The organism is Nostoc sp. MS1 (assembly GCF_019976755.1).
GTDB lineage: Bacteria > Cyanobacteriota > Cyanobacteriia > Cyanobacteriales > Nostocaceae > Trichormus.
On sequence record NZ_AP023443.1, the window covers coordinates 107,437 to 120,500 of the forward strand.

Genomic DNA, 13,064 nt, shown 5'->3' on the forward strand with positions numbered 1-13,064 from the left:
CTATTAAATTAAGTATGATTTTTAGCGATCGCTTGATTTTGATCCGACTTCACAAAATCGCGTTGCTCCCGGAGAAAAATATGCTGACACTAGACTGCGAAACAACATCAGCACACAGCTATAGCATTCTCAACTCCAGCATCAAAGAAACGTTTACCTCCATTAACCGTTTTGAATGGCAAGCTGTTGAGGAAATATTGCAGATGCGCGATAAACAGATGTACCTTGAAGCCGGGTACACCAGTTTTAAAGAATACTGCCAGCGTGAACTATCTGACTGGGGTGGCTTGAGACGCATTAACCAACTGCTGGGGGCAAAGAAGGTCATTGATACAGTAGGCGAGTTGGGGCAGCACATCAAGAATGAGCGTCAAGCCCGTCCGTTACTGCGTCTGGTGGAGGAGCCAGAAAAGTTAAAACAAGCTGTGGCGATCGCAGTTCAAGAAAACCCCTCACCCAGTGAATCGGATTTTGCGGCTGCGGCTCAGAAAGTGGTTCCTCGACAACCACGCACAAAAGCACCGTCTCAGGAACCATTGGTTCCCAAAACGAACCAAGTAAAAGTTACCTCACCATCTCACCCCAGATGTGGAGATGAAGGAACCATTGAGGCAGACGCACCGAACCCGACCCAGCAAATTGTCACCTTTGCCGATGGTGAGAAGTTGTTGATTAACAATACTGATTTGACTAACTTGAGTAATGACGAAATTGAGTCATTGACTACCGAGCGTCAATATTCCCCAGAATACGCCGAAGCGATCGCCGCACTGAAACAGCAGCATCGGCAGGAATTGGAACGGCTAGAACAAGAGTTAAGAATTGGTTTACTGTCAGAAGCTACCGCTAAGGCTGAAGAACAGGTACAAGAACAACTGACATCTCTGCAACAACTATTTCAGCAGCAGAAAGAGCAGAACACCCAGTTACAGCAACGGCTGGACAAAATGGAAGCATTGAGGCAGTTGGAGTATGAGAACCAACAACTTAAACAGCGTATTCAGGAGTTAGAGAAATCAGTACAAGAACATCCCGCCCAACAGTGGAACAATACTCTCACTAAGCAAGCGACTAAAGCACTTAACAAAGGAGTCAAACAAGCTTTAGACAAAACGATTGACCTGCGATCGCTGGCGGAGGAACCACCCAAGGAAAACGCCACCGAGTGCTTACGCTTGATGGGTATCGCCCTCGGTAATTTGGCGACGGCAATGAACAATACCCAAGCCCTGCAAGCTGCGGCGTTAATCCTGGGGAGTGAGCCAACACCACAGGCGATCGCATATCGTGCCGAACAGTTGCAACTATTACCCCAGGCGGTAAGTGATATTCGGGCTGTGTTGTCAAAGCCGGGGTGTACATGGATTGACTATTTAACAGTGGCGCGAGAATACGAGGTTATTGAAGAAGATTACTTAGCCCAGTTAACCCCACAAGAGGTAGAACTAATTACCGCTTTAGAGAAGGCCGCACAACCCAAAACTATAACCGTAGGTTCCATCGTTGCCCATGCTGACGAATACTGCGCTTTATATGTAGCTAGGGGAGAGGTTATTCAAGACTTAGGTGATGATGTCTGGGTGGCATGGGATCACTGGAAAGATCGAACTGAAAAATCATTCCGACATTCTAAGGACGAGTTACGCCTGTTGTAAGACTCTCGACTACTAAATAGCCCAAACAACCGAATGCGGCATGAATCAACTGCTGCTGATATTTTCATGCGTCAAAATTTGGAGAAATATTTATGGATGCGATCACATTTCAGATTCAGGACGAGTTAGGATTCTGTACCCGCACTAACGACGGTGTAAGTGGAATGACCGTTACTGCCTTAGCTGATTTTTGCGGAACCGAACAACACACCATTACTCAATTGCTCAACAGGATTCGTGATTGCGACCCCATCACGAATAACTTACCAAAATCGCTACAACCCTATGCTGGTAAAGAATGGAGACTCATCACGAATGACGCTCATGGGAGCTTGTACGTAATTGACGAACTTTGCCACGCGATTCTGGAATATTACGCCGTTGACTCTCGCAAGTATAAAGGCAAAGCGATCGCTGTGGAAAATTACCGCATGGTTGCTAGGGCTGGGCTGAGGGTGTTCATCTGGTCGCAGACGGGTTACTCGCCGCAAACCCTCAGTGCAGAGCAGATGGCGTTACTTGCAGCTATCCCTGCTATGCAAGAAGCCATTGCCCAGCTACAAGCTCAAGTACAAACCCTGCTGCCCCCATCATCTGACTTCATACCCCCCGGTTGGGATGCTGAAGTATGGAACAAGCTGCCTCCACAAGACAAACGCCATTTCCGCTTTCTGTACCGTCGCCGCAATTTCCGCCCCTCCCAGCAGGGTCAAACTGAGCCGTTAGCCCTACCCTCTGTCACTGTTGAGCAGTTGAAAGAACAACAACGGGCTGAGGTAGCGCAATTGGTTGGTGAAGTATCCCCCGAAGAAAAACAGCAGTTACAAGCCGCAAAACTTCAAGCACTCAGAGAATTTTGGTCACAAGCGCCAGAAGAAGACCAAGAAAATATGCCGTTTTAAATATTGAGTAAAATATATGACCAGTAAATTAATCACCCCAGAATCCCCTCTGTTGGTTCCTCCTCTGTTGGCCGCAGAGATTGGTTTACACGAAGCAGTAATACTCCAGCAGATTCATTATTTTTGCCAAATATCCAAGCACATCAAGCGTGATGGCAGGCGTTGGTTTTGGAAAACACTCAAGGATTGGGGCGAAACTCTGCCATTTCTGACCACATCAGCGATTAGACGTGCGATCGCCAACTTGAGGGATAATTTCAAGTTGATTGATGTCTGCCGTCATAGTGAGAAAACTTGGTATCAAGCAAACTGGTTCACGGTTAACGTCGAGAACGTACAAGCCTTGTGGAATCGCATTTGTCAAAATCAGCAGATCGATGTGAGCAATTTGGACATATCGATCTGCTCACAGGCGGCAGATCATAACAAAGACTTCCCTTCCAAAGAGTTCGCTTCACAACAACACAGTGCTGTTGAGCTTGAAAAAAGTGAGGAAGTGGAAAGCGAGAATTTGGAATGTGACCAGGAAAAGACTTGTCAAACCCCAGAGTTAGAGTTACCCCAGATTATTCACTTTGTTGATGAATCAGAACAAGATGACTCAACAGGAGTGAAAGACCATCATCAAGACGAGCTTTCTGGCGCGGTAGATGAAGCCCAGTTAAATGTGTCTAAGCAAGAAATTGTCGAGGTTTGTCACGAATTGAGAAGGCTACGAATAAACCCGCAACCCTGCTTGGGGGTTATTAAGAAATACTGGGTGAATGTTCACGGAGCGATCGCGGTGGTGAAGGAAGCTGTACAAGAGGGATGGTGTAAAAATCCCACTGGCTTGTTTATCAATTCGTGTAAGACTGGCACTAAAGGGAAGAATACGGTGACAACGCAAGTAGACGCATGGTTCAGTTGGGCCTACAAACAAAGGATAGTTGGGGCAATGTCAGGTGGCGTAGTCTATACACCAAATGGGGAACCTGTTGAGTTGCAACAGATGATGAAGTTGTATCCTTGTCCTCAATAAAAGAAATGCTGTTAAGTCTCCTAAAAGTGAGGAAGTGAAACCGGAGATTTTGGAATGTAACCAGGAAACGACTTGCCAAACCCCAGAGTTAGAGCTACCCCAGATTACTCTCTTCGTTGATGAACCAGGACAGGTTAACTCGACTAACGAGACAAATACTCATGAGGGTCATTCTTCCGCCGCCCCGGTTGCGTCAAATTATTATGATGAAGACTCTGGTGATGATTACACTGAGCCACAAGATAAATCAGTACAGCCCAGTCAAGAGGAAGTGCAGGAGGTATTGCAGCAGTTGAGGGAGATTTCTTGTACGCCACAGTTTCGGCTTAACGGGGAGATTCAGCGTACAGTTAAGCGGTACTGGGCGAATGTACCGGGGGTGATCGCTTACTTGATGGAGGCAGTGCGGACTTGGAAAGGGATCAAGTCACCGGAAGCTGTGTTTGTATCTGCTTGCAGGGAAGGTAGAAAACCAGAATCCGCACAGGTCAAGTCTGGCGTGAAGGAGTGGTTTGAGTGGGCGCGGAAAAATAGGATTGTGATTGCGATGTCGGGGGAGGTTGTGTATACGCCGGATGGAGAGGCAGTGGCGTTGGCGGAAATGATGCGGCGGTGTCCGATGATTGAAGACAGCAAGGAGTTTGTGTAAAATCCTGGCTTTGATTTTCACATGGAGTGCTGGCACGATGACTCCGACTAATTGTTTGCCTGATTAAGCTAGTAAGGAAGAACACAATTTGTTTTCTAGTTCTACTTCGCATTCTTGTGTAGCCACAATAGCTTGGGTAATTACACGCTGACAGTTAAAACCGACGCGATGTAGTTGTAGCCACTGTTGGGCCTCATTGCCTTCGCGCAAAATTTTATGCAAAGGAGAAAGAAAACAGCTAAACCCTTGTTGTTTAGCGATTGCCCAAAGTTCTTGATATAATTCTGCAATCCAATCTCTTGCTAAAATTATTCTGCCATCTTGCCAATGTTGCATCTGGGCATCAAGACTGGCACTAGCTGCGGCTAATTCATTATTAGTGGTGAGGGCTATCAGTTCGTCTGGAGAGAAGGTGCTGTTAGTTAAGGGATCTAAATCGGGATTATCTATTATCTGCAACAAACGGGCTTCTAACAATGCGGTAATTGCCAGTAAAGCAATAGGATCTATGACTAAATCGCAAATTCTTAGTTCTAGACGATTTAGCTTATAAGGACGGTGATTTCCATTTGGACGCACTGATACCCATAAATGCCGAACATTTTGCATTGTCCCAGCCATTAATTGTTCTTCTACCCATCGAATATGATGGGCGTGGCTAGTAAATAATGGCACGTAGGCGGGAGTTTGGGGAAAGACTCCCCAACGAGTTGAGTGGTAGCCAGTGGCTTTGCCATCAAGAAAGGGCGATGACGCACTCAGGGCAAGAAATAGCGGTGCTTCTAAACGGATGACGCGACAAGCCAGCATTAATATTTCTGGATCATTAATACCTATATTTATATGTACGCTAGCTGTAACTACCTTTGTGCCGTAGGTTTGCTCAATATAGCCATGATATGGATTTGTGGGGTCGGAACGAAAGAAGCGATCGCCTCCACTCAAATGCAGCGTACTTCCTGGTATGAGAGTGTAGTTACCCAAACGCTGGAGATATTCTCGTAAAACTTTTCGCGGTTGTAGTAAGGCACATAAGAGATTTTCGTAACCTGTGGATGGATGAGTTGTATATTCTACATTACGACTGTCTGGTTCTCTCATAAATCCCTTTAAGTCGGAGACAATCTTATCGGAGAGACCAATAATTTCACCTTGAGACGTACCGGTATACATCTCAATCTCAAAGCCTTTTAAAAGTACCACTTATTTCTCCTTGGCTCTCTCAAATTGCTAAGTGTATCTAATTATATGGCTTTCTGAAGGGTAAAAATCTTTTACTTGAATTTTTATCAAAGCTATTTTTTTACTTTAATTCATATTAGTTATTTAATTCAAAAGTCTTACTTTTTGTGACGATATAGATATTTCTTTACTATATTAGGTTGCAAAAACCGTACTTACTAAAACAGAATCCAGAATCAAGAATTAGAATTTTGGAAATGATAGCGTTTCACTTTAAAGTTGATATATTCATACCAACTCGCAATTTGTAATTCGCAATATTTCGTCTGCACTCGGTACAAGTTCGCAATTAACATATTCAGAAATTACTATATACCGTCTCCGCCTCCCAAGGAAAAAAGTTTCCAAGCAAGGCTCACCACTAAACTACTTCTACCAAGATATAAAAATTGTGCGCTGCATAATAAAGTGATAAATTGATGTTGTCTACTGTGCAGTGTCCATACTATGAGCCTACAGAAATAAGGAAGAACAAAAAAATAGAGATAAGCTTTCATCACATTTGTACAAACTACAATTGTCAGTTTATCGACGTGTACAATCCGCCTAGAGTATATTCTGAATAATTGAAACAAAAAGAATAAAATATCAGAAACCAAGAAAAATTCTTCTTAAACCAGCCAGGATAATTGGTTGCATAACTTTTGTTTCGAGGTAATCTTGAATTGCTGTTTTAAAACTAGGTCTAGCTTTCAAGCGGTCTATATATAAATATATAGCTTTGCGATCTTTCTTGATAGCAAAATCATCAATTTGAAGCTGTACTAAATAATTAAGTACTGCTGTCCAAACTACATCAGCAAGCGAATATTCATCTCCGCAAAGCCACATACTATTGCTAACTTCGTTTTCAAGCTTATCAAGAATTGGATTCATTGTATTATTGATACTTTTTACTTTTGCCTTTTCTAAAACTGTGATATTCCAATCTTTTACATCTTTCAATTTAGTAGCATATTGATTGTGTAAGTCTGGATGCTCACGCATCAATTTACTGATAATATCTTGTTTCATCATTACTGAGCGACGGGCTACAAACCCGTCAAGTCCTTTCAAATTGCCATAAATTAATTCACGCATTGGAAAAGAGTCTTGAAGACTAATCCATTGGTTCATCTTCTCTTGTAACGCTGGATCTACTGGTGTAAGACTAGTTTCAGGAAAGTTTTGATCAAGATATTTAATGACAATAGCTGAGTTGCAGATTATATTACCATTATTGACTAAAGTTGGTACAACTCCTTTAGGATTAATCCGAATATAATTCGGTTGTAAATTTTCAAAAGTCAATAAATTCACAATGTGGCTTTTCCACTCAAGCCCTTTTTCAGCTAAAGCTATACGTACCTTTTGAGAACAAAGAGAGTCGGGGAAGTGATAAAGTTCTAAGCTCATAATACTTACTTAAACCTCATACAGACTGAACTATGAATTGTCGTCAATAGCTAGATAAAAACTCGATGTTTTAGAGATGGCATTTGAGCGCGAACTTGCTCAAGACGTTCTGGACTTATTTTAGCTATCGCTACTCCTGGTTTATCGCCAGCATCAGCTAAAATTACTCCCCAGGGATCAATAATCATAGCATGACCGTAAGTTTGGCGTTGACCATAGTTAATTCCGGTTTGAGCAGGAGCAATGATATAAGAAGTATTTTCGATTGCTCTAGCTTGCAATAAAACTTGCCAGTGGTCTTTGCCAGTAAAAGCAGTAAAGGCAGCAGGAACAAATATAATATTTCCACCTTTATCTGCAATATACCTATATAACTCAGGAAAACGTACATCGTAACAAATAGAGACTCCTATGTTACCCAACTCTTTGGAAACATAGACTGAAGGTAAATGCTGTCCGGGTACAACACTACTAGATTCTGTGTAACTATTGCCATCAGGAACATTCACATCGAATAAATGTACCTTCTGATAGTAATTGATTTCTTTACCTTGAGGATCAAGAAGTAAAGCCGTGTTATATACTTTACTTTTATCAGCAATGGGAATAGGAAAACCACCACCTAATATAGTAATTTGGAAACGTTGAGCCATTTGTTTCAAAAACTTTTTGCTAGCAACAGAAATCTCTTCCGCTTGTGCAAGTTTATCCTTTACTTCTCCCATAAAAGAAAAGTTTTCTGGTAAACCCACTAATTTAGCACCTTGCTCTACAGCCGTCTCAACTAATTTCTCTGCCTGAGCTAAATTTTGTTCCAAATTAGGCACACTTGTCATTTGAATAGCAGCTGCTAAATAAGGTTTCATAAGTTTAATAATTTTGAATCTTGATTATTGGCAATAGATAAATGCACTTCATTAATAGAAGCTTTTGACAATTCAATCGCTGCGGAATTCTTTTGGTTTTGCAACAATAATACTTTCAAAAACTCAATTTCTTCCTCTAAGAATTTTATCTTTTTAGATAAATAAGAAATAGTTTCTGCTTCTGGATCTGGTAATTTATGATGTTCAAGACAATCATTTGATTGCCTTTGATAGCGAACAATTCGACCAGGAATACCTACTACAGTGCAATTAGATGGAATATTTTGTAAAACAACAGCACCCGCACCAATACGAACGTTATCGCCAATTTGGATATTTCCCAATACCTTTGCGCCAGCACCTACAATGACATACTTTCCAAGACTAGGGTGACGTTTTCCTACTTCTTTACCAGTACCACCAAGCGTTACACCTTGATAAATTAAAGCGTAGTCATCAACAACTGCTGTTTCTCCGATAACAACACCCATACCGTGATCAATAAATACGTGCGAACCAATTTTTGCCCCTGGATGAATTTCTATTCCAGTTAACCAACGGCTAAAATAAGAAATCAGGCGAGGAATTAAAGGTAACTTTAGACAATACAACCAATGTGCTATACGATGACAAAATAGTGCTTGTAAACCTGGATAGCAAAACAATACTTCTAACCAATTACTTGCGGCGGGGTCTCGTTCAAAAATAATTTCAAAATCAGCTTTGAGAGTTTTTACTAGCATTGTCAAAAAATATTGTTTTCAAAGTTTCATAGTTAGTGTAAGAATATTAGAAAAAGTAAAGCTTTAGCATTAGCTATTAATTTGTTTCTTGTATTTTAAAAATATAAAAACGCAGAGATTGATTAATGAAAATGCTACTGCAAAGGGTGTTAAATAAGTCCATTTTAATGACATTTTATCTAAAATATGCCAAGGCAGTAAGAATATAACAAAGTAAGTTAATTGATGTATCTTTTTCCAATATGTTTTTAGGTTTTTCACGCTCCAATCATTTGATGTTATTGCTAAAATACTGAAGATAAACATTATAGTCATACCTTGAAAATATTCAATATAAGTTAAAGGGGATAGCAAATTAATTTGTCTTTGAAGTATCAACAACAACCCATGATTTGAACCAAAAAAGAAAGCTGTCATTCCAACATAACGTCGCTTTTTTAATAACCAAATTATACTTTTGTTACTTCTAAATTTTGGAAATATCATTTTAAATATACTTGGTATTAGCGTAGCTATATAAGCCAATAATGCAAAGAAGCCTAAGAGATTCGCCAAAGGCACAGGATTACAAAAAAAAGCTAAAGATAAAATAATTAAGTAGGTAGTTAAAGCTAATATACTTGAAGTAAGATAAAATTTGCAGTTAATAATTACTTGTCGCATAATCTTTTTTAAATTCCAGCGTGGTAATGATTAATGTTATTTAAATAACTTAAATGTTGAATAGCAAATTGTTGTTTTATAGTTTTATAAATTCATAAAAATTTAGTATTTTGTTTTGTGAATTGTATATCAAAACTTAATCAAGTTCATATAAATATTGATAATCGTTGCAGTGTTTGGGTTACCTCACCTTAACCCTCCCCTTTGCAAGGGGAGGGAACTAGATTTCTCAATTTATCCTCTAGTATCTAGAAGATTAAAAGGAGAGTAATACCAAGTCTCCAAAAGAGAGTAACAGATGAAACGAAAAGAGCCTCGCTAAACCTGATTTGTTAAATTGCGAATTATGAGTTGTGAATTGGTATAAGCCTTGCAGCTTACTACACTAAGAAATTATCAACTACATAATTACCAACAGATGTACCTGCAATTAACCCAGCTTCACTTGATGAAGGTAGATGAACCCCACCATAAAAACGGCTGATAGAGTTTTCTTCTACAAACTCTCTAAAGCCTAGAAAATAGCGGGCAACACCAGGTAATTCTTGGGAAGTGAGGCTAAAACTGATGTTATCAGTACCATAGAAAGAAGCCAAAACTGTACCAGCCGCAGCACCTAATGCAGAGTGTGCTGCCATGTAGTCAGGATGTGATGGAGTATCTAGCAGCGATTTCCAATTAGGATCTTGAACTGTGTATGGATTACCGTCTGTATCAGCTTCTCGAATTCCAGTAATTGGTCGCCATTGATTGTATGTATATTTTGCATCGAATGCAACGACACCTGCATCAGCGATCGCCATATTCATGAGTGCAAACAGCCGAGCATTTTCTGTTAGAGTATTACCTTGTTGTAAAGCTGTCCTTTGAGCAATCAGGTTATAAGGTTCTCCAAATGTGCCGGAGCGATCGTAAGCCCAGAATTTTGCGATTTCAGTCTGTTGTGAAGTGCGGACAACATCAGTAATATCGGTGTCTTCTAAACCACCAAATAATCGAACTTGTTCCAGTTCTTCTGCATACTGAATGCTATCTAACGCTGGAGGGTCTTTTATCCCAGTACCTTGTAAAACATCTTCCACACTAGATATTGCAAATGGAGTAACATCACCCCAACCAGGCAATAATGCTTCGCCACCGATCTCACCTGTACTACTATTAATAGTTGGTCGCCAAACACCAGGAATAGGCTGGGCTGTATAAGGTTTAAAAAATGCTTCTATTGCGCCATCATTACTCCTTAATTCTAGTATTTGATTAGCAACGCGTACCCCTAAACTATAGCCAAGTTCTTTAGCTTTACCGTTGGGAATCTCTGCCAAAGACCGAGTTTTTTGCGCCTCGAATGCGTCTTTTTCTCCTGGATATAGATTGATTAATGTTTGGTAGGCTGCGCCAACTACTGCGGCCTCCAGAGATGCACCAACTGTTTCCGATGGGTCTATGTTGGCAAAATAAGGATCGTGGCTACGGTCAATAGCATTGACAGCATCATATATTGCCAAGTGTATTATTGCGGCGTTACGCGGATCAAGAGCCGCTAGTTCTAATGCTCCTTCAATATCCCCCTGTGCGAGTTCCTTTTCGATTTTGATGTTATTTGCCTGTATGGCATTAAATAGGGTGGAATTCCAATCGAGTACAACATCAGTCCCTGGCGTAGAAACAAAAATGTTGTTGAGGTTGTTGTTTTCATTGCTTTCAACAATGGTGTTGTTTGGATCAACTTCAGCTAATAGATAATAAGCGCCCGGTGACACCACACTAGGAGTACGAAATTTAGCCTCAGCAAAGTTGATTGTAAAAGTTTTAGATTCACCTGGTGCTAAATTCAAATATGACAGATTCAAACTGCCAAGTAATTCGTCTGTTCCTTCTAATGCCGGGTTGAGGGTATTTAGTGGTGAATCATCTAAAACTGAGTCTGTTGAAGCATAAAGGTTGATAGTTAAAGGCCCTTTGTACTTTGCTTGACCTTGATTCCTAACAATAACGTTAACCTTTCCGCGTTCGTCTGGAAAAATTGTAGGTTCTTCAATTTTGCCAAAAGTAATTGATAAATCTGTCCTACAATTTTGATTTTTAGTTTTGCTAGATAAAGAAGATAAAGTTTGGCTACCTGAAGCAGTAATTAGTTGCTGTGCTTGAGTTCCATCTATCTTTATTGAATTATTTATTAATGCTATGCCAGTGCGATCGCCAGTATCACCAGTCCATAATTTTGTTTTAAAATCAACATCCTTAACGTCAAATTGAGTATAGGGTATATCTATTAGATTGAGGATTAGTGCAGTTTTTGTAGAGTTTGACCAGTCTGTGTAATTGTAGCGATCGCTAACTTGACGCTGCGGATAACGTACTAGAGAAGAATCTTCAATCTCATTCAAATCTATCACAAACTTAGACGATTGTTTTTTCATGAGCTTTCTACTCTTTATGTGAATGAAATTAACTAAACTTGCAGATAAAAAACTAATCAACCTATAAAAATCTGGTTGTTTCAGAGAAACAACAGGAAACTATGCTTTAGTTAGAAGAGAAAACGACTTCTAATCTCAACAATGCAGACTTGATCTCAGTGTGAACAATTAAAAGCTTATATCTGGGATTTCATCCTCTACCCGTCGTAGACGAGGATACTGGTAAGCAAGAACTGTCGCTATCATCGTCAAGGTTCCTATAACAATGAACAGTAAAGCAATGCCGCGCCCTTTGCCAATACCAATAATCTGTCCAATGCTGTCAGCTAAAGGCCCGTTAACAGCCATTAGCGGCTCAAAAACATAGTCTGACAGAGGCCCGGCCACAAGATAAGCGACCGGGAAGGAAATTCCAGAAATCATTTTACTCAAAGCAAAAACCCTTCCCTGTAAATCAAGGGGAACCTTGCGTTGAATGATTATTTGGTTAGAACCGTTGATCATTGGTAGACCATAACAGAAAAGGAAAACAGCAAGAGTAAAAAGAGCAGGCGAAGCGCGCAACCCAGCGACAATCATGCTTAATCCGTTGAGGAACAAGAAACAAAATACAACATTGACACGGCGTTTAGGGCCCTTCCAGATACTCATCACAATGCTGCCAAAGAGCATCCCACTACCGCCAATAGAAAGTATACTACCAGCAACAGCAGGCGAAACAAAAGAAAGAATGAGCGGTGTCGCCAACACTTCTACAATTCCTTGCAGAAAGTTAGTGGCTGCGAAAAACATCTGCAATCCTAGTAGTCCAGGCCGTGTTGTAATGTAATGCCAACCAGAGGAGATATCACCTAGCAGCGAAGATTTCTTGATAGCATCAATAGTTGTGGTTTCATATTTGGGAAATTTAACAATCAGTAGCGTAATTAAAGCAAAACAGAAAGTACAGAAGTCGATTAAAAGTACACCCTGAATTTTAATCGTGACAACTAGTATCCCCGCGAGTACAGGTGAAGCCAGTTCAGCGACAGATTGGCCCATTTGAGTTAGACCACCTACCCGATGGAGATGCTCTTTAGGCACTAAAGTAGTACTAGCTGCGGTGTAGGCTGGTAATTGAAAAGCTTTACAGATAGAACTAACGGCTGTTGCTAAATAAATATGCCACAATTCCAACCGACCGAAAAACAAGAGTAAAGCGATCGCTATAGTACTTATACCAGCCCCTAGATCGCTATAAAACATTGTTTTCCGTCGATCCCAACGGTCTACAAAAGCACCTGCTACGGGTGAAGCCAAAACCAACGGTAAGGTAGTGAATAAAGAAATCAGTGAAAAGTCAGTTACCGACCCCGTGCGTTGATAGACCCAAACGCCCAATGCAAAGCTTGTCAGACCAGAACCCAGCAGAGACACAAGTTGTCCCAACCAAATAATAATAAAAACCCGCATCCTTTTTGCAACAGCACGTTGTTCCATCTCAGTATCCTGTTTGCTTAGGAATGATT

General features: G+C 40.7%; 11 protein-coding genes and 1 pseudogene. 5 read left to right on the forward strand and 7 right to left on the reverse strand.

Translation table 11 applies throughout. From position 1 onward, the window contains the following. Window positions 1–80: 80 nt before the first annotated feature. The 4 genes from NSMS1_RS32875 to NSMS1_RS32890 all read left to right on the forward strand — a co-directional run bounded on the left by NSMS1_RS32875 (window position 81) and on the right by NSMS1_RS32890 (window position 4,227). Window positions 81–1,655, forward strand: coding sequence for a hypothetical protein (locus NSMS1_RS32875; protein ID WP_224095929.1), 1,575 nt, complete (start codon window positions 81–83; stop codon window positions 1,653–1,655). A 92-nt stretch (window positions 1,656–1,747) separates the two neighbouring features. Further along, window positions 1,748–2,557: a hypothetical protein gene (locus tag NSMS1_RS32880; protein ID WP_224095930.1), complete on the forward strand. Its 810-nt coding sequence runs from the start codon at window positions 1,748–1,750 to the stop codon at window positions 2,555–2,557. Between the two features lie 16 nt (window positions 2,558–2,573). Continuing rightward, complete coding sequence (locus NSMS1_RS32885; RefSeq protein ID WP_224095931.1) at window positions 2,574–3,578, forward strand: hypothetical protein; 1,005 nt, start codon at window positions 2,574–2,576, stop codon at window positions 3,576–3,578. Between the two features lie 34 nt (window positions 3,579–3,612). Next, window positions 3,613–4,227: a hypothetical protein gene (locus NSMS1_RS32890; protein WP_224095932.1), complete on the forward strand. Its 615-nt coding sequence runs from the start codon at window positions 3,613–3,615 to the stop codon at window positions 4,225–4,227. A 63-nt stretch (window positions 4,228–4,290) separates the two neighbouring features. On the opposite strand, the gene gshA is transcribed toward NSMS1_RS32890, so the two are convergent. After that, on the reverse strand, window positions 4,291–5,430 hold the full coding sequence (gene gshA / locus NSMS1_RS32895; RefSeq protein ID WP_224095933.1) for a glutamate--cysteine ligase: 1,140 nt from the start codon (window positions 5,428–5,430) through the stop codon (window positions 4,291–4,293). Between the two features lie 470 nt (window positions 5,431–5,900). Between gshA and NSMS1_RS32900 the strand changes: the two are divergent. Continuing rightward, window positions 5,901–6,032: pseudogene (locus NSMS1_RS32900) on the forward strand (IS1 family transposase); the annotation flags it as partial. 25 nt (window positions 6,033–6,057) lie between these two features. Here the strand turns inward: NSMS1_RS32900 and NSMS1_RS32905 are convergent. The 6 genes from NSMS1_RS32905 to NSMS1_RS32930 all read right to left on the reverse strand — a co-directional run bounded on the left by NSMS1_RS32905 (window position 6,058) and on the right by NSMS1_RS32930 (window position 13,035). Continuing rightward, window positions 6,058–6,864, reverse strand: a complete 807-nt coding sequence (locus NSMS1_RS32905) for a glutathione S-transferase family protein (protein ID WP_224095934.1) — start codon at window positions 6,862–6,864, stop codon at window positions 6,058–6,060. A gap of 50 nt (window positions 6,865–6,914) precedes the next feature. Beyond that, entirely contained in the window at window positions 6,915–7,730 is an 816-nt protein-coding gene (locus NSMS1_RS32910) for a carbon-nitrogen hydrolase family protein (RefSeq protein WP_224095935.1), read from the reverse strand. Next, window positions 7,727–8,473: a serine O-acetyltransferase gene (gene cysE / locus NSMS1_RS32915; RefSeq protein ID WP_224095936.1), complete on the reverse strand. Its 747-nt coding sequence runs from the start codon at window positions 8,471–8,473 to the stop codon at window positions 7,727–7,729. The genes NSMS1_RS32910 and cysE overlap by 4 nt, the downstream gene beginning before the upstream one ends. Window positions 8,474–8,542: 69 nt before the next feature. Further along, the gene (locus tag NSMS1_RS32920) at window positions 8,543–9,136 is read right to left on the reverse strand and encodes a ferric reductase-like transmembrane domain-containing protein (RefSeq protein ID WP_224095937.1); all 594 of its coding nucleotides are present in this window, start codon (window positions 9,134–9,136) and stop codon (window positions 8,543–8,545) included. Window positions 9,137–9,516: 380 nt separating this feature from the next. After that, window positions 9,517–11,556, reverse strand: coding sequence for a vanadium-dependent haloperoxidase (locus NSMS1_RS32925; protein WP_224095938.1), 2,040 nt, complete (start codon window positions 11,554–11,556; stop codon window positions 9,517–9,519). 168 nt (window positions 11,557–11,724) lie between these two features. Further along, a complete protein-coding gene (locus NSMS1_RS32930) occupies window positions 11,725–13,035 on the reverse strand; it encodes an MFS transporter (protein ID WP_224095939.1) in 1,311 nt (436 codons plus the stop codon). Between the last annotated feature and the right edge of the window lie 29 nt (window positions 13,036–13,064).